General features: G+C 51.0%; 15 protein-coding genes. 4 read left to right on the forward strand and 11 right to left on the reverse strand.

Annotated elements, in window-relative coordinates:
* Positions 1 to 152: 152 nt before the first annotated feature.
* The 3 genes from PRECH8_RS10045 to PRECH8_RS10055 form a co-directional block, all read right to left on the reverse strand.
* Positions 153 to 1853 carry a thrombospondin type 3 repeat-containing protein gene (locus tag PRECH8_RS10045; protein WP_242457532.1) on the reverse strand — a complete coding sequence of 567 codons (1701 nt, stop codon included), beginning with the start codon at positions 1851 to 1853 and terminating at the stop codon, positions 153 to 155.
* A 189-nt stretch (positions 1854 to 2042) separates the two neighbouring features.
* The gene (locus tag PRECH8_RS10050) at positions 2043 to 3026 is read right to left on the reverse strand and encodes a transposase (RefSeq protein ID WP_200966974.1); all 984 of its coding nucleotides are present in this window, start codon (positions 3024 to 3026) and stop codon (positions 2043 to 2045) included.
* Positions 3027 to 3557: 531 nt separating this feature from the next.
* Entirely contained in the window at positions 3558 to 4103 is a 546-nt protein-coding gene (locus PRECH8_RS10055; RefSeq protein WP_200966975.1) for an NADPH-dependent FMN reductase, read from the reverse strand.
* 634 nt (positions 4104 to 4737) lie between these two features.
* Between PRECH8_RS10055 and PRECH8_RS10060 the strand changes: the two genes are divergently transcribed.
* Complete coding sequence (locus PRECH8_RS10060; RefSeq protein WP_200966976.1) at positions 4738 to 5940, forward strand: MFS transporter; 1203 nt, start codon at positions 4738 to 4740, stop codon at positions 5938 to 5940.
* Positions 5941 to 6092: 152 nt separating this feature from the next.
* On the opposite strand, the gene PRECH8_RS10065 is transcribed toward PRECH8_RS10060, so the two are convergent.
* Positions 6093 to 7262, reverse strand: coding sequence for an alpha/beta hydrolase (locus PRECH8_RS10065; protein WP_200966977.1), 1170 nt, complete (start codon positions 7260 to 7262; stop codon positions 6093 to 6095).
* A 386-nt stretch (positions 7263 to 7648) separates the two neighbouring features.
* The gene (locus tag PRECH8_RS10070) at positions 7649 to 9091 is read right to left on the reverse strand and encodes an MFS transporter (RefSeq protein WP_200966978.1); all 1443 of its coding nucleotides are present in this window, start codon (positions 9089 to 9091) and stop codon (positions 7649 to 7651) included.
* A 273-nt stretch (positions 9092 to 9364) separates the two neighbouring features.
* Here PRECH8_RS10070 and PRECH8_RS10075 point away from each other — a divergent pair, with 273 nt between their 5' ends.
* Both PRECH8_RS10075 and PRECH8_RS10080 read left to right on the forward strand, forming a co-directional pair.
* Positions 9365 to 10579, forward strand: coding sequence for a helix-turn-helix domain-containing protein (locus PRECH8_RS10075; protein WP_200966979.1), 1215 nt, complete (start codon positions 9365 to 9367; stop codon positions 10577 to 10579).
* Between the two features lie 148 nt (positions 10580 to 10727).
* Positions 10728 to 11069, forward strand: a complete 342-nt coding sequence (locus PRECH8_RS10080) for a hypothetical protein (protein WP_200966980.1) — start codon at positions 10728 to 10730, stop codon at positions 11067 to 11069.
* Between the two features lie 52 nt (positions 11070 to 11121).
* Here the strand turns inward: PRECH8_RS10080 and PRECH8_RS10085 are convergent, their stop codons facing one another.
* The 5 genes from PRECH8_RS10085 to PRECH8_RS10105 are packed head-to-tail and all read right to left on the reverse strand — an operon-like array spanning position 11122 to position 16488.
* Positions 11122 to 11376, reverse strand: a complete 255-nt coding sequence (locus tag PRECH8_RS10085; RefSeq protein ID WP_200966981.1) for an SGNH/GDSL hydrolase family protein — start codon at positions 11374 to 11376, stop codon at positions 11122 to 11124.
* A 58-nt stretch (positions 11377 to 11434) separates the two neighbouring features.
* A complete protein-coding gene (locus PRECH8_RS10090; protein WP_200966982.1) occupies positions 11435 to 12646 on the reverse strand; it encodes an ABC transporter permease in 1212 nt (403 codons plus the stop codon).
* The gene (locus PRECH8_RS10095; RefSeq protein ID WP_200966983.1) at positions 12633 to 13448 is read right to left on the reverse strand and encodes an ABC transporter ATP-binding protein; all 816 of its coding nucleotides are present in this window, start codon (positions 13446 to 13448) and stop codon (positions 12633 to 12635) included. The genes PRECH8_RS10090 and PRECH8_RS10095 overlap by 14 nt, the downstream gene beginning before the upstream one ends.
* Positions 13448 to 14434 (reverse strand): hypothetical protein, encoded by a 987-nt coding sequence (locus tag PRECH8_RS10100; protein ID WP_200966984.1) that lies wholly within the window; start codon positions 14432 to 14434, stop codon positions 13448 to 13450. The genes PRECH8_RS10095 and PRECH8_RS10100 overlap by 1 nt, the downstream gene beginning before the upstream one ends.
* Positions 14435 to 14454: 20 nt before the next feature.
* Complete coding sequence (locus PRECH8_RS10105; protein WP_200966985.1) at positions 14455 to 16488, reverse strand: alkaline phosphatase; 2034 nt, start codon at positions 16486 to 16488, stop codon at positions 14455 to 14457.
* A gap of 541 nt (positions 16489 to 17029) precedes the next feature.
* Between PRECH8_RS10105 and PRECH8_RS10110 the strand changes: the two genes are divergently transcribed.
* Positions 17030 to 17380: a hypothetical protein gene (locus tag PRECH8_RS10110; protein WP_200966986.1), complete on the forward strand. Its 351-nt coding sequence runs from the start codon at positions 17030 to 17032 to the stop codon at positions 17378 to 17380.
* Here the strand turns inward: PRECH8_RS10110 and PRECH8_RS10115 are convergent.
* On the reverse strand, positions 17315 to 18298 hold the full coding sequence (locus PRECH8_RS10115; protein ID WP_242457533.1) for a multicopper oxidase domain-containing protein: 984 nt from the start codon (positions 18296 to 18298) through the stop codon (positions 17315 to 17317). The two genes, PRECH8_RS10110 and PRECH8_RS10115, sit on opposite strands and share 66 nt — an antisense overlap.
* Positions 18299 to 18425 lie beyond the last annotated feature (127 nt).

The raw sequence follows: 18425 nt of genomic DNA on the forward strand, positions 1-18425 counted from the left end.
AATCATATCAGAAATCGCTTACGATTCCAATCCTTCCAATTTGGATTTTCCGCAAAACAAAAAACCTTGAGTTACCTCAAGGTTATGAATCGCTGTCACTGACAAGCGCACGAACACTGACAGCTGAAAAATGGCTTGCATTGCTTATTGTCTCACATATTCGGCGGATAGACTAAAGCAAACATCCCCAGATGATCTGTCTCACCCCATACGATCCCTGAGTCTGGATCCATTCCTTGTTTCTCCAAAGGCAGGAAAGTCATGAATCGCTCATCGAAATAAACCATCTTCACTTGCTCGATATCCCGGTCACCAAGCTTATTCCGATCAACGGGCAGATAAATTCTAGCATGCTTATAGGGAAGTTCCGCCACAAATACATAAAGTCCAGATACGAAATGCTCGTTATCGGCAAATGAATACTCAGGATCGATGGTGAAATTATCAGTCGCATCATGGATATAGACCGCTTTAGAAATATCCCCGACAGCTGTGATCTCAAGCTTCACATCAGGCACAGGGCCGACGATCGTCTGGGTATAGGTTTTTTCGCTGTCCAAGATGCCGTCTTGACCCGAAACTGATAATAACGGATCCGTCCCTAATTGATACTCACTGCCGTCCAGCAATCCGTCCCCATCCGTATCGGGATTAGCGGGATCCGTGCCAAGTTCTTGTTCTAATAGATTGCTCAGACCATCTTTATCCGAGTCTTCTTCACCGTCTGGGATGCCGTCATCATCCGTATCGTAGACCATAGGATTCGTATAATCGCGCAGCATCTCCAATTCAAATCCATTCAATAGCCCGTCGCCGTCATAGTCTCCAAACGGATCGGCTGCGATTTGCTCCAAAATGCGCTGTTCCTCTTCAAGCTTTGTTCTTAATTCCTCCACCTTATCCAATGCAGCATGACAAAGCACCACTGATTGAACAATATTCTCGCTCCTTGCTATGGAGGACTCCAACAATAGATCCTGAATTTCCATCACCACTGGCGTGTTATAGGGAGTACTATAGTCATTAAAAGGAACTTCGCTGTACAATTCATAGTATCGATCGTTACAAGCCATGAAATGATGGTGCCCATTAAGAAGACTAATCTCATCATATAAACCATAGATCTCAACATTCTCTCCGCTAAGCTCTATGCGATCAGCGATGATATGCCCTTCCAGTTCAAAGGTAGACGAAACATCGATCTGTACTGTTCCTTTAGGTGCATACAAGATACCGCGCATCGTGCTGTAACTTGCTTGAATCTTAATATCTCCATACTCTGAATAAAGAACTAAAGGTTCATCGTCCAATGACTCCAGAGAAGTCACATCGAACGTAATATCGCCGGAAGCGATGATATAATCCTTACCAACAAATTCGGTTCCTTTAAACGCAGCGTCCCCTTTGATCATCATCGGCCGCTCAACTTGCAGATCGCTGCCTTCGAAAAGCTGATTTTGATCATAAACTTCGGCATCCAACGATACAAGCCGGCGAATGACCCGTCCAAAGTCAGGCGCTGTCTCCGGACTAACATCCTCCCATTGATTCCAGACATCCAACTGATCATGATGCGAATCAATCCGCCCCACGGCATTCAATCGGCCGTCTACCTGCAGATTGGCCCCCCGATGCTTAATATCATGATTCGAAAACACATCCCCTGAGATATAAGTTGAGGAGCTCGTTATACTTAATGGATGAGTCTCACTTCCTGAAAACAATGCATATTCCCAAGAAGTTGGCAGATTCATAGGAGGCGCAGACGCCATCGATGGCAGAATGGTCGAATCTATGGCTATGATGTTCATTTTCAGCAGCAACGTGATGAAAACAACTGAGATATATTTCATCAACATGCTCATCCCCCCAAAAACAGCACGAAGTTGATCATAATAGTCTATCGTACTATTCTTGGGAGTCCGTGAAAATTATACATGTGCATTAATACATATGCATTACTCTATCTTAATCTGGCTGTTAAGTTGACTATTAATCTAGTTATCGCTCTTAATATCTTGCCTATCAGTTTCTCAAGTCAATCAAACAGCAGTTTTCCATCCTCGATCCACCGATACGATATGCTCTATAGAAGGTGTATGAATAATGTCTTTATAAGTCAATGTTCGGGTAGTTGAACAATGCTTCAAGAGCATCTTGAACAGATTGCCGCTCACCTTGCCATCATGCATCAACCAACGCCTTGGCTGCACTCCATAAGACCTGAGCAGTACACTGTTATAATCTCGTAAAATGGGGCGGTACCTGCTTTCAGCATTATATCGATAAACATACTCATCCCAATATCTATGCAAATGTTTCTCGCCAATAGCAATAAAGGTCCCGTATATCCAGTTCTGCGCTTGCAGGACAATCGACTTCAACTGCCGTATGAACGGTTTATGGTGGTGGATCCCGAGATACTTTACGTGGTGTGGGGAGGTATCAAAATATTTTGCATGTATTGCTTGAATCTCGCGCGGCCGCAACAAACCAACCTGTTGGTCAGCTAGTCGTTTCATCATAATCTTCTCTGCACATTCTTCTTCAGCAGTCGCTGCGATCAGTACAGAGTATTTACTAACAGAATGCAGCGTCAATCGGTTTCGGCCATAGATTGTGTTGGTGAACCTCACTGAACCTTGCAGGCATTGGTTCTCAGCAAGCCCCATCACATGTCGCAGTTTCATCATCATCGTCCAAGCCGTCTTGTACGTTACCTGAATCAAGCGATGTAGCTCCGCAGCATTGATCCCTTCCAGCCGCGACATCATATATATGGCGAGAAACCATTTGGTAAGCGGAGTACGCGTATTCTCAAAAACGGTGCCGGCGGTTAAGGAAGCTTGATAATAACACTTGGTACATTCATACAGTCTGCGTGTATGGATAAAATAGGCCTGGACGCCTCCACACTTCGGGCAGCGAAAGCCCTTCGGCCATCTAGCTTGAAACAGCATCTCCTCACACGCTTCTTCCGTGGAAAAACGCTCGCGGAACTCGTCCTCCTCCAGATCAAAGTTCAAAAAATCAAACCGCACCCTAACCACCGCCGAACCTTTTTACTAATTATAGTATATAGAACAAATGTTCGTATGTCAACATATTTTGGTGGGTTTATCAGGAATATCCCCCTTCAGTCAGGTTCTTTCCAGGTTCTCGCATCAATATCTTGCCTTTCGTCCCTATTGTCATTATCCCGTTCACTCAGCATTCAATCAGTAATTCATTCGGTATCGATTCGGATCATTCGGTATTCATTCGGTATTCATTCAGTATACAATCAGTATTCCATCCTGCATTTATACAGTTTCTTTCGTTTATTGTTTCTTTGTTAATCAATTTTTCTCGATCCCCTTTGACCACATTCAACAGTCGATGCTTGGCAGCAATCAATCATGCTCCTGAGTGAAGGGGATAATCATGAAAGGGACATAACAGAAGTAATTGCAACGAAAAAGGGCGCACGAAAAAAAGACGTATGTGCCGTCTTGCAGAAGTGAAATAAAAAACAGGCGCTCATACTCTGGAGGGAGATGAGTGCCTGTTTGTTTTGATTAAGATCTGATTGTCTTCAGTGCACGGCTCCACGCGATCAGTTGATCGAGCATCTCGTTAACAGTTGCTGTATGGAGTTCTTGCGGTTTGAAGACGGACATATCTTCGAAGTCTGTGAACAAGGACAGGGTCGGATGGGTACGTACGTCTGCTACCAGCAATTCGCCCAGGATCCCGCGCAGATGTTCCGCAGCACGAGCACCGCCTGTCGAACCATAGCTGACAATCCCTGCAGCTTTGTTGTTCCAAGGTTCGCGAGCCAGGTCCAGTGCGTTCTTTAGAGCACCTGTAATGCTGTGGTTGTATTCTTGTACGATGAAGATGAAACCGTCCAGGCTGTTGATTTTTTCATTCCACTTTGCAATCCCCGGATCTGTTCCATCAGTTGTACCGAGGAACGGCAAGTTATAATCCGCAATATCAACGATTTCGTATTCTGCGTCTCCGCGCTGGTCAGCGATTCCTTTCACCCATTCACCGACTTGCGGGCTTACACGGCCCTGTCTTGTGCTTCCTAAGATGATACCGATTTTTAGCTTTGTCATGTTGCGCTTCCTCCTAATCCGAAATTAACCCATAGCCAAAGCTATGATGATTTTGTGTCTTTACCAGCAATCAATACGAACAATTTGCTCGATGATTACTTTATGTTAGTAATTATATTTTATACTGTGACTATTGTCAAGATGGGTTCTAAAATAGTTACGGTAATCGATCTTACCCATGTTCCATCATGTTCAAGAAAGCCTGCAAAAAATTCTATCTCATCCCGCCGTTGCTCGTGCCAAGCATATAAATCTCGCCGCAGCAGTCTCCCCGTAATGGATCGTTGCAATATCTAGAATCGATAATCGCAGTCTTGTGATCATCTGAGATAGATCCTCTCCTGTACAAAAATTTGACTCTCCGATGCTTCTTCTTGTACGGCTTCCCATCGCGCATCCGTGATATAAAGCAACGTTCTGGTAAAATGCGAAGCATGCGCTTTCAATACCAATTCTACCTGGGAGCAACATTGACGGCGTCAGCGAATTTTTGATATAGAACCATAAGTGTTATACTTACTCGTATAGATCTTCTTCATATCTATGTTGCTGACACATCGTTACAGCCATAGACACATCCATGGATACATACATAGTCACATACATAGATACATCAAAGGGGTTTACTTTCACCATGAAGTCACATAAAGTCGCATTAGGTTTACTTCTGATGAACATCTTCATCGCCTTCTTAGGGATCGGACTCGTGATCCCCGTACTGCCGACGATTATGAATGAACTCGGCATCTCCGGAACCGTCGTCGGCACCATGACCGCCTCATTTGCCATCTCCCAATTCCTCGTCTCCCCGCTCTCAGGAAAAGCAGTGGACCGCTTCGGGCGCAAACCCGTCCTCGTCCTCGGACTGTTCCTGTTCGGCATCTCGGAATTCATCTTCGGCTGGGGGACAAGCGTCGGCGAATTGTTCATCTCGCGCGTCCTGGGCGGCATCAGCGCGGCCTTCATCATGCCGGCTGCCACCGCCTTCATCGCGGATATCACAACGATTGACACACGGCCCAAGGCCTTAGGCTACATGTCCGCCGCGATTAACACGGGATTTATCATCGGTCCCGGTATCGGCGGTTTCTTAGCAGAATTCGGAACCCGTGTGCCCTTCTTCTTCGCCGGGGGGCTTGGCACGCTCGCTGCGATCCTGTCTATCATCGTGCTTGGCGAGCCTGATCGCACCCATGCGGAAGCTGCACAACCGGCAGATACACAGCCGGGCAGCCTCAGCGTAAAACATGGCTGGCGGAAGATCTTCGCTCCGGAATATTTTATTATCTTCATCCTGATCTTCATCGCTTCCTTCGGGCTGGCTGCTTTTGATTCCTTCTTCAGCTTATTCATCGATCACAAGTTCCACTTCAGCCCAGGGGATATCGCCATCATCATTACCGGCGGTGCGGTGTTCGGAGCGATCGGACAGGTGCTGCTCTTCGATCGGCTCCTGCGCCGCTTAGGCGAGATCAAGTTGATCCGGTATTGCCTCGCCTTGTCGGCGGTGCTTGTCTACCTCATGACCGTCGTCCATACATACTTCTGGATCTTGGTTGTTACCTTCATCGTGTTCGTCGGCTTTGACCTGTTCCGGCCGACGGCAACAAACTACCTGACAAACATCGCCGGCGATGAACAGGGCTTCGTAAGCGGCATGAACTCGATGTTCACAAGCCTCGCTAATATCTTCGGACCGCTCCTTGGCGGGATGTTATTCGATTTGGATATTAATTTTCCGTATTATTTTGCATCGATTGTGCTGGTGTTTGGAATCTTCCTTACTTTCTTCTGGAGGAAGCCGAAGGCGGCAGCGGCACCTGCCAAAGCCAAATAACAGCTCCATGCCCCCGTTACAGAACAGGCATCCAGAACGTCCGCGTTCCGGATGCCTGTTTGGCTTCTGTTTGGTCTCGTTTTGCTCGTCTGCCTTCATTTGGTGTACGCTGATGTCAGTTTACTTTTGATATGCTGATTGTTGTCTGTATCTTACGCGTTATTTTTTAACTTGCTCATCTGTTCATCCAACCATGTGTAGGCATCAGCCTGCATCTCCAAGTTAAAGGCATGGTCGGAATCGTAGAGCTTAGGCAGCAGCTGCTCGCGGCATCCCGCCTTCTCATATACCTGCTCGATGATCTTCATCGCCTTCTCTCCCGTCTGATGCGGGAACAGCCGATCCCGCGATCCATGGATGATCATCAGCGGCTTCGGCGCGGACAGCGCAGCGACGTCCGGATAATCCATCGCATCATGAAGGCCGGGCACCGCCCACATCCAGTGGATATTCGAGATGCGATGTTCCACCATGTCCTGATGCAGGGCCATCCAGCAGACGACTACGGCGCACTTGATGCGGTCGTCCATCGCACTTAACCAAGCGGAACGGTGACCGCCCATGGAAAGGCCGATGCAGCCGATGCGGTTCGGATCGACTTCCGGTCTGCTGAGCAGGTAATCGATGCTTCGTCGATCATCGTGGATGCGCAGGCCCGCGCTCGTCCAACCGGAATAGATCAGCGCCTTGCAAACCTCTCCCTCGACGATGCGCGATTCGATATTGTTGTACTCGCGAATATAAGCAGGGGATTCAAACTCATGCTGATTCAGCCGCTCCTGGAATTCAGGGATCGCCTCCAGCTTCAGCTTGCGCTCCCCGAAGAACAGGCAGTCGATCACCAGGGTGACATACCCCCGCTTCGCTAACTCCGAAGCCGGCGGTTTGCCGTCATAACATTCATCGATAAATTTCTCAAGTACCTCATGCCCGTCTTTGTGCTCCACGACCTTCTCCTTGCCCCAGTACAACATGCCCCCATGGTCATGCAGCACGATCATCGCGGGCGCCGGTTCCTGCAGATTCTTCGGAATCAGCAGATACGCGGGCACGCGGCAGCCGGGGAAGCTGTCGAAGTATACCTTCTGCCGGATGTAATCGCCAAAATCCTCTTCTTCCACGATCTCCTCATTCAGCGGTACCGGGTCCGGCGAGAACATCAAGCGTTCTTGGATATACTGACGTGCTTCGCTGCGCCATGCATCCAGATCGCCGACGGCGAACCGCTCGTTGAGAAACGACAGATGATAAGGCGAGGACTCCAGCTTGCTCCTAATATATTGAAAATTAGGATCGTCCAAAAAGTTAAAGTTCAGTCCCATTATCTTAACCCTCCATTCAGAAGAATTCGCTCGTGAGTCGACCTAAAGCAGTCCCGGACGACATCCGGCAGGAAGCATGACGATCGACATTACATCTCTCTAATTGTATGATTCCACATCCAGTACAGACTTCCTGCTAGGACTTCCCGTTTAGCTTTTCCGCGTTTTTACGAATGATCCGCTGCACCAACAGACCATCTACACCCGATCGAGCAGCCCTTTCTCATGTATAGCACTTCTAGTATAGCACTCCGTTTCGGGCCGGGTTTGTAAGAATTTTAGGATCGATTAGCAGCGTCGCCGCTTTTATCCTTCTCCAGATGCAAAAGAAGCCTCGCCAAGGGCGAAGCTTCATCATATTATTCCTTATATCCTCCCTGCTGCTTCTAAGCTGCACTTGCCTTCTTCACCCCCGCCTCCGCTGCTGGTGAGGCATTGCGAAGTTTGCGGGATCCGAGAGAGGTGATGATCATGACGCATATCCCGGATACCACGGGCAAGATCCCTGCAGGAACCAGATCCAGAAGATAGCCGACGATCAGCATGCCGAGCGGTGCGATTGCTCCCGACAGCGTATCGACCAATCCGAATACCCTACCGCGGTATTCCTCTTCCGTAGATGTTTGCATGAATACGGAGAGCGGAATATTGATCGAGATCACCGTGATGCCGATCACCAGCATCAGCGCCATATAGTATACAAATACAACCGCCGAACCAAAGTTCATCAACAGCGGCAAGGCAATCGCTGTTAATAACACGCCCAAGGCATACAAACCGATCGTTAATGGACGAACATGGTCAGTAGATTGTTTGCGAACCGTTAGGATCAAAGACATCAGCAGCATCCCTGCTGCCATCATCGATTCAACGGTGCCGAATTGTTCCGAAGACATCTCAAGCTCCTGAACGAGAATGTAAGGCAGCATCACACTGAGCGCCGCGACAAAAAAGTTAATCCAAAATACGAGTTTCAACACGGTGCCGAGCGCCTGTCTGCTGTGGACATAAGCGATCCCACCCCATAGATCGGACTTGATTGCTGTAAGCGCGCGGGTTAAGGAACCTGACTTTGCAGCCGTATCGTCACTTATCAGCATTCCACTACCCGCATCGGTGATCGCTGCCGATGCTTCTGTTATCGCCGTCCCCGTTTCTGTTACCGTCGCCCCCGCTTCGACTTTCACTTCTGCATCCGACCCGTCATTCCCATCAGAGTTGCCAACGGCTGCAACCGCAGCGCTCGCGGTGCGCGGTTTGAAGCGGAGCGCAGCACTCATGCCCGTCGATACAGCAAAAGCTGCTGCATTCAACAGCGTAAAGAGCGGCAGCGGAAGGAAGGCATACAGGATGCCGCCGGCGATCGGCGCTAGGATATTACCTGTGGACGCCGCGATCTGGTTCAGCGAGCCGGCCCGCTGGATCTGCTCATGCTCCACCAGCATCAAGAGGGACGAGGACACCGTCACGCTGTAGAATGTGCTGCAAACAGACAGCAGTGCAAGCGAGAGATAGATCGGCAGCAGACTGCCGGTATTCAAGCTGAGTACAGCGCTAGTGAACAGCATAACCAAGACTCCTGCCAGATCCGAAGCGATAAGCAGAGCACGGCGATTCACCCGGTCAGCGATCACACCGGCGAAGGGCGCCAGCAAGATCCGCGGCAGGAAACCGCATATCAACGTAACCGCAAAATTGCCGCCTGACCCGGTCAGCTTGAGCACCGTTAAACCCGCCACGAAGGTATACAAGCTGGAACCCAGCACGGAGATCAGTTTACCGACAAAGAAGAGCGACATATTCCGATGACCTGTGTGTTTGAAATCCATTGATGTTAACTCCCCTATACAAGAATGTTTAATTTAATTAAACTCATCGTACAATGATTCGCACTAATTTTCAAGATAAATGTTTAATTTAACTTAACTTTTAATGCAATAATAATCAGCACGCTTTTCGAAGCAGGTTTAATTAGGGTATACTTTTTACTAACGATGCACTTTAGAGAAAACGCTGCATTCAGCTAAGAAGCTGGCTAAGAAGCTGTTAACAATAAGCAAGCAACAGCGGTCTAAAGTAGAAGATTAAAAGGAAGGACGAACATGACGAATCCTACAACGATCGGCGAGAAAATTCGGCACCTGCGCAAAAGCATGGGGCTTACCCAATCGGAACTCGCAGGAGATTTTATGACGAAGAGCATGCTCAGCCAAATCGAGAACGGACGCGCCTATCCCTCAATGCGTACATTGCAGTACTTGGCTTCAAGATTGAAGCAGGATCCCGCATACTTCCTCGAAGAACCAAGCGCCGTTCCCATTCGCGATCTCCTGCGCGAGGTGGAACAAGCCGCCAAGGCCAAGGACTATGAGCAAGTCATCGCGCGGATCAAACCTGTGCTGAAAGATTTACCGGCAATCGTTGACGCTGCCAGGCTGCTGGAATATTATATTGCGGCTTGTTTCTACACCGGTTCTGAGGGAGAACAAGCGGAACAGGCTGTGCAGCAAGCGGTGGAGATCTATGAGCGATTCGGCTTATACGTTGAAAGCGTCAAAGTCAAATACATGCGATACGCCCTTCTCTTCACCAAGGAAGCATACATGGAAAGCCTTCGCCTAATCCGCTCGCTGCAGAAGGAATACAACAGCAAACAGACAAGCCGGGATATCCTGTTCGAGATTCAGCTGTACTATGCCGAGAGCGTGTCCCTGTCCGCTGTTGGGCAATACGTGGAAAGCCGCGATATCATGCTGAAGGCCCTCCAGTTGTCGAAGGAGGAGGGGGTGTTCCATCTGACGGATCACTTCTATCGGATGCTTGCCCAATCGTGTATGTTGACTGGGGATACCGAGTATCTATGGGATTATCTGAAGAAGGCAAGGATGTTCGCAGAGGTTGCGGAGTCGGAAGAATCCCTGCGCTATGTAGAACATACGGAACTTCGCATCCTAAATTGGGAAGGCCACCATGAGGAAGTGCTGCAGCGAGCAGAACAGGCGACCAACCTTCGCAGGTACGATGAGGAGAATTACTGGCTGCAGGTCGGCATTGCTCATTATGCATTGGGGAGATATGAAGAAGCCTTGAACGCGCTGAGCCGCATCCAAACCCCGCGCCGTCAATCGGACCTTCATCCGCTGGATAAGGCCCGCGCATACTCGGCCTATGCTTATCGGGCATTGACCTTAGCCAAGCTGGGCAGAATCGAAGAGGCGGAGGAACAGGCCATCATCGCCTATGAACGCACGCGCGGCTATCCTCCAAGCCCCGATCTTGAATTCATCGAAGAAACCTATCGCTCGTTACTATCTTGACATCACTCTAACAGCATCCTCTCATCCCTTCGTGCGCTGAAGTTGGACCGCAGCCATGGCTGAAAGTCCAGGCGCGGGCTGTCCGCCGTACATAAGATGGATAGAGGAAGACTTCTGCGTACGAACAACCAGGAAAGGGGATGACTTGATGAGATGTCTGGCTTCATACCCGATAGCCGCTGACGCCGTACAACCCCATATCGGCAAGACGGTGATCGGTATGACTCACGGCGGGGATTTGTTCTGTGCCAGGATCGATCGGATCGAAAACGGCAATGTATACTTCACCTGCGACGGCCCTTCTCCGCAGGTTGCCGGCAAGCTTAGCAGCGATCCGGTGATTCGCGGCATGAAGCGCAAGCTGAAGAAGAAAGGCAGCCGCGCACAGACCAAAGCATATTCTCCATATTACGGGTATTACGGTTTCGGTACAGGGTTATCCTTTTTTATTCCGCTGATCCTGCTTGCGGCTCTGTTTGCTTGGTGGTGATCACTTAGCGCAAACAAGCGGTCCTTCAGAGAGAAGGACCGCTTGTTTGCGTCTAATTCATGAGGATCGAATGCAGCACGGGATAGATCGTCTCAGCCATCCGCATAAAACCAAGGTCATTCGGATGGCAGCCGTCGACGGTGCAAGCTTCCCGGTTCTCCGTTCCGAACAGGCGCTCTCCATCGATAAAATAAACATGCCGGTCCCCCGCCGCCTTCGCCCGCTCATAGGTCATCTGAATGACCTCCCTTCGCTTCGCCGAATCCTCAGGATCACGATCGAAATCCGGCCGCGACTTGTGGATCATCAAATTGTATGATCCGATCGCTCACACCACACACACACACTCACTGCATGCGTCCTCATCACCAGCTCGCTTGAAGATGCTTGGCAATCTCCGTGCGATAGGCGATGACGGCGGGCATCAACGCCGCGATAAGCCCTGCCGCCCATACGACTCCGATCACACCCGCGTAATCCCGCGAGAAGGAGAGGATCACACTCAAGGTGCTGTTCCGGCTGATCATCACGGAGGCAGCATAGCTGAGTCCATAAGTCAACACGATTCCGAGGAGAGAACCGAGGGCGACGACCCATGCGGACTCCAGGATAACAAGGGAGAAGATCCGCCGACGCCCGGCGCCGATTGCACGCATGATGGCTATATGCCGTCTTTTTTCTAAGGTGGCGTTATACAGAAACAACAAAATCGTCAGCACCGCCATCCCCATCACAACGTAACTGACATACGCCCACACCTGCTCGCCGCTGCCCATCATATCAAATACTTTCGCTAATACTTGGCCAGGGAACACCGCTTGTGCAATCTGTCCATTGTTGATCTCCGAATACAATTGCATCAAATGCATATAGCTGTCAGGCTGCACGAGGAGAGAGGTAACCCCAGGCTCTTCCGCATCGTTGGGTCCAAGCTGTCCGTGGCTGATCCAATAGCTTTCGATCGGCACGTAGATCCCCATATCAGCGGGAGCGCTCAGCTCCTCCATAATCCCCACCACTGTATATGGATGTTCAGCATGGGAATGATCCTCTTCGATCCCTTGGATCACACCGTGACCGGAGAGGAAAGTATCACCGATCCCAAGCCCCGTCGCCCGCGCCGCTTTCCGTCCGACCACCGCTTCAAAGGGCTGCTGAAAGATGCGGCCCTCGGCGATTTGAAAGTACGGCTCTTCCGACGGCGCAGTACGCAGTTCGAAGAATTGCTCCGTTGTGCCGACGATCCGATATCCGCGGTAATGATCGCCTAAGCCGAAGGGGACGGCCAGCTGCACCCGTTCGTCCTGCTGCAGCTCTTCCACATAGGCCAGGGGCAGATTCGCAAGCGGTGTATCCATGAGATAGATAGTGTTAAAAACAAGCTGATTCGCACTCCCTTTGCTGCCCACCAGCATGCCGTAAGGCTTGCTTGCTTCAGCGATACCTTGCTTAATTCCGGAAGAGACGATCATCACGCTCAAGCTCATCGCAATCCCGAGAGCGATAACGAGCACCGTGAGCAAGGTCTGTAATTTCCGATTGCTTAGGTTTCGCCACGCCATCCTAACCAATGACATCGCCGCTGCCCTCCATCATTCCCTCACTATATCCCGCGACAAGTCGACTTTCCCCGCTGGAACGGTTATCACCGCTAACCCGGCTTCCCCTGCAATCTCGGCTTTCCTCTATATATCGGCCGCCCTCGAGCTGCACCGTGCGATCCATGTAAGGAACCAACTGCAGATCATGGGTTGAGAGGATTAATGCTGCTCCTTGCTCCGAACATATTTCGCTCAGCAGCTGGATAATCGCAAGGGCGTTCGCCGCGTCCAGGTTCGCCGTCGGTTCATCGGCCAAGACGAGCTTGGGCTGATTGGCCAGAGCGCGGGCGATCGCCACCCGCTGCTGCTCACCGTTGCTCAATTGATGCGGTTTGTGATGCATGCGTCCTTCCAGCCCGACCCGCTTTAAGAGCCCCTTCGCTCGTTCTTCACGTGCTTTGCCCCGCAAGTTGCCGGCGAATTGCATGGCGATGAGGACATTTTCCAAGGCGCTGAAACCCGGGAGCAGATAGAAGTTTTGAAAAATATAGCCGATGCTCTCCGTTCGCAAACGGTCCCTCTGCTTCTCATCCAGATCGGTTAACTCCTCGCCGTACAGCCGAAGGCTGCCCGTTGTCGGGCGGATGATGCCGGCGATGATATTAAGCAGCGTGCTCTTGCCGGAACCGCTCGGTCCGATCAGTGCAATGCGTTCCTTCTCATGCACCGTCAGCGACTGAATATGCAGCACTTCCAACAGCTTGCCCGTATCTCTGCCTGGATCTCCGCCCGGATCTGCGGTTCGATACGATTTTGTAATCCCTCTAAGCTCCAGCATCATCTCAACACCTCGACTTGATCAGCATAGATGCGCACCAAACTGACGAAACCCGTCTCTTTATCGATGAAAGATCCGGTATCAAGTCTGCCCGTCACTTTCACGGGATGTTCCGTCGGATTCAGCTCCTCGCCGTCGGGAAGGTAGACAACGACGATATCCGCAGGCCAATCGGCGTCTGTCGAGCAGAAAGGGCATACGGCCATCAGCGTCTTCGTCAGAACGAAGAAGCGCACCCCCGCCGTGAGCGGCGGCGCCATATACCCGCTCATCTCCACCTCTTGGCCCGTCAGCGCTTCTACTTTCTCCGACAGCTCGATGCCTCTGACGCCGATGGAAGCATATAATTCTCCGAAAGTTAACTTGTTATCCCCATCCCAATTATCCTCAGAACTTTTCGTGTCAGGTGCCGGCGTTGATTCATTCGAAGATGGTTCGCCAAGCGGCACACGCTCCGTTGTAACCAAGTTCGATTCGCCTGTCTTTTCACGCGGCTCACCCTCACTTGGATGACTGCCTGCAGTCTCACCGGTTCCCTTGTCGATTTCTTTACGAAGTTCCTTGCCCGACACTGCATCTTTACCTGTTGCAGGTCCTGTCCCCTTCATCGCTTCTAAATCTCTCGCTGTCTCTATCTCCCCCGCTGCCTCTATACCCGTCGCTGTACCTGTACCCGTCACCGCGTCTAGATCCGCTCCTGTTTTCTCACCCGCATCTTCGCGTGTTGGTTCGGCTGTTTCTCCGTCTGTTCCCTCAGCCGCAGCGTACAGGTCACCGCCTCTGTTTCCCTTGCCGCTCCCCTCGCCGATGTACCGCTCTTCTTCCGCGCTGCGCATCGCTGATGCAGCTTGCATCGAAATAGAGTCAACCGATTCCCCGCCAGGGGGAACCGATTGACCACAAGCGGCGAGAAAGAGGAGAGCAACCAGGCCCGTTCGACTTAACGAACGCCGCCGGATGCAGCATACCGATTGACGTACTGCCATGGTGCTGACCTCCCGTTCCTTTAAGGCAATAATTCCAAGAGCTTCGCAGCAAAATCCGGCGTGACATAAGTGCGTTGGTTCATAATTTTCACGTCCGTATTCAGAGACTGCCCGTTCACCACAGCATCGCCGCTCGTCAAGTTAAGCCGCGCTGTGCCCAGGCCGATCTTTAGTTCGACGGTATTGCCGCCGTTATAAGTGATCGTGCCGTTCAGCGATTCGACGAAGGGGCGCAATTGCACAAGTTCCCCGATCTCCGTCTCCGAATCTAAGAGCTGTAACCCCATCGCATGGGCGATCGCGAAGAACACTTCAGTATTGTCCAATACACCAATAAAATACTGCGATCCCGTGCCATGCGCCATGAGCGGCACATCTTCCACCGTATGCACACCCGTCGATCCGTTGATGGGCCCGATCTGCAGGAAGCGGTCGCGATCCGGATCGTCCGGATTTAAGAGCTTCGCCGGGTTCGGTTCACCGTTCACATTCGGCGTTGTCGGGACCGGATCCATCTTGTAATCCTCATAGTAATCGGGGTGGTTCGCGAAGTGGACAGCGAGCTTGCGTTCCACATCCAACTCATCAGGGAAACCGTCACCGTCGGCGTCCACATAGGTCGGGAATCCCGCTTCTGCATAAGTTCGCACCGCATCCTTGCCCGACTTGCCATCGCCTTCCCAATAGGTGCCGGTGATGCTCATCGAATGGGCATGGTCCGCGGTGACGACGATCAGGGTGTCCCCGTATTGTTCAGCGAATCGCTTCGCAACGCCGATTGCTTTATCCATCTCAATCGCTTCGATCACCGCCCGCTCCCAATCCAGCGGGTGAAGCTGCTTGTCGATGCTGCCCGCTTCGACCATCAAGAAGAAGCCTTCTTCATTCTTGGACAGCACCTCGATCGCCGTCTGCGTCATCTCCCACAGCGTCGGCTGATCCGTAAAGCTGCCCAGCACCGCCGTGTTGTTCGTCGAACGGTCGTAGTACGTATCCATATTGCCCAGGTGGAAGACGCCGAAGAGACGATCCGTCTTGCCGGCATCTACTTGGAGCAGCTGCGTGCGATTCTCCACGATGTGATAACCAGCCTCTTCAAACAGTTTGAAGAAATCCTGATCATCCTTGCGGCTGGAGCCTGGGACGGATTGCGGCAGGAAATACGCCGACCCGCCGCCGAGGATCACATCCGGCTGCACCTTATAGAACATCTCCGCGATCTCCGCTTTGTCCCCGCGGCGGCGAGTATGCGCGACGCCGGCAGCCGGCGATGCATCCTGCAGTTCCGCTGTGGACACGATGCCCGTCGCCTTGCCGCTCGTTCGTTTCAGCATCTCGATGATCGTCTCAACCCTCGGGTTATCCAGGGAATCCGGCGTGTTGTCCGGGTAGACGCCGAGGGCATTCATCTCGCCCTTATGCCCTGTCGCATAAGCGCTGGCGCTGTTGGCTGAATCCGTTGCTATTGAATCCAGTCCGGAGGTGGTCACGACGCCTCTTGCCTCCATCATGTCCATCTCGAGCAGGCCGTTGTATTTGCCCTCGGTCATGCCTTTGGACAAGATCCGTGCCGCCGTGATCACCGCATGGCTCATCCCGTCGCCATTGAAGAAGATGACGTTCTTGGCCTTTTTGCCGTACTGATCTGCGACGATGACTTCATATTGAATCTTGCGCTGCAGTTCCCCAGCCTTGACTTCCACTTCGTATAAACCGGGACTTCGAAACATCACGTCACGAATCGTATATTCCTCGCTGTCTTCATGCGTATTCGTGATGACGAAGGATCGACCGAAGAATGCCTCCGCAGGCCGGCCGTTGATCGTGATGCTGACCTGATTCGGTTTTGCGGTTAAATCTCTTAATTCCACGCGAAAATCAAACCTTGCACCTGCTAGAAACTTCGCGCGATCCACAGGTGCTATATAGATACTTCCTGTCGTTTCATCTGCCGCATATACCGTCTCTGGTGTGCCCGGAACAACTGCTGAACCGAGCAGCAATGCCCCGGTGAGTAATAAGATGGATGCTGTTTTCATGAGCTTCGAATTCATAGAATACACCTCCACATATGATTCCTAGGGCATTGTAACAAGCGACTGTTATGTGGAGGTTAGATGAAGCTCATAGATTTGTTAAACTTTCCTAAAAAAAATTCTTATAATGCGGCGGAGATGATATTTTGGGATGGATAGAAGCGTTCCGCGATCTATAAAGATCTGCTGATGTAGAACAGGATCGCAGCGTTTCCACGTGTGTATTCATCTTTTGACTCCTTTTCATGATTATCCCCTTCACTCAGTTTTGCACATATTCTCTTCCTGGGTCCTCTTTTATGATTATCCCCTTCCCTCAGGAATCGGTCTTCATATCATTACCTATGGTTCAGCTCCGAGCCAACCCCCTTCTAACCGACTTTACCGCACCAGACTGGACATAAGGAAAAAAGATCTGGTAGTCATAGCTGCTGCCACCCTTCACCTGACTAACAGGAGTAATGCTGAAAAGCAACCACAAACCCAATCTCTCCTGACTTACGGGAATCATGGTGAAAATCCCCCTAAAAGCTAATCTTACTGAACGAGAGGGATCATGATGAATAAGCAACCACAAAACAACTCAAACCTTCCTGACCGACGGGGAAAGACCAACTTGCTCCTCAAGCCAATCTACCTGACTAAAGGGGATAATGATGAAAGGGACTCGATGTATCAATATTGCTCACAAAAAAGCCGGCGGTATCGCCGGCATCCTGGTTTACATCATTTCATGCATCATCTCGGTCCTCATGCCGCCCATCATTGGACGAATGTGACCGTGCATGTCGGCGGAGTTATCCATTCCGCCGTGATCATGCATCCAAATGAATTCATCATTCATCTAGAATTCATGATCGAATGTGGCGTTTTCGTCGTTTTGGAAACCAACATCCATCAGCTCCGCTGAGACCTCGTTTCTGTGCGTAATCATCGCATCAGGGTCGTCTTCCGTAACCCGCAGGATCGCAACCGCTCCTTTGGCCGCATGATTGAATTGATGGCTGACGATCGGATAGTCCCCCGCTTCCTTCACTGTAAACTCGACGACGGCGCCGCCGCTGGCCGGCAGCAATACCGTCTGCATACCATGCATCATGTTATCCGGGTGGCCGTCGATGTATACCCGATCGAAGATCGTGCCGACGACGTGAAAGGAAGACGTGTGATTGGGTCCGGCGTTGCTGACATAGATGCGAACCGTGTCACCGACTTTAGCAGTCAGAGGGTGTTCCTTGAGTCCATAATCATTGCCGTTAAACACCACATATTCCGGTTCCCCGTTCAAAAAAGCTTCCATATCGTGCTCTGCATACCATTCACTCTGCACAAGCACATATTCGCGGTCCACCTCTTGATCGGACGGATACCCGTCCTTCGGCTCGACGATGATCGTACCGTACATTCCGTTCGCGATATGTTCGAGGATCGGATCCGTGCCGCAGTGATACATGAACACGCCTGGACTGGAAGCCGTATAGGTGAACGTTCGTTCATCATGCGGCGCCACATCGATGAACTTGCGGTTCGGTGCAGCATGAACGGCATGGAAGTCCATCGAATGATCGTTTTCCGGATCATGGTTGCGAAGGGTGAATACCAGGGTATCTCCTTCCTTCACGCGAAGCACCGGCCCCGGCACCGTTCCGTTAAAGGTCCATGCATTATAGAGGATACCGCGTGAGATTTCCACATCTGTCACCTGCGCCGTCATCTCAATGAACACGAAATTTCCCTCTCGGTGAATGATTGGTTCTACAGGCGGTTGGTTAATGCGGTCAGTCCCTGCAACGTTTCCTTCCCCTTCACCTTTCATGCCCAGTCCCATATGATCTTCGTGCAACCCATCATACATCATGCCATGGTGTGTTTCATGATGCATCCCATCATTTACTCCATCGTGCAATCCACGATGCCTTCCATCAATCTTACTATGATCTGCAGCCGCCGACTCT

The organism is Insulibacter thermoxylanivorax (assembly GCF_015472005.1).
In the GTDB taxonomy this organism is placed as follows: Bacteria; Bacillota; Bacilli; order Paenibacillales; family DA-C8; genus Insulibacter; species Insulibacter thermoxylanivorax.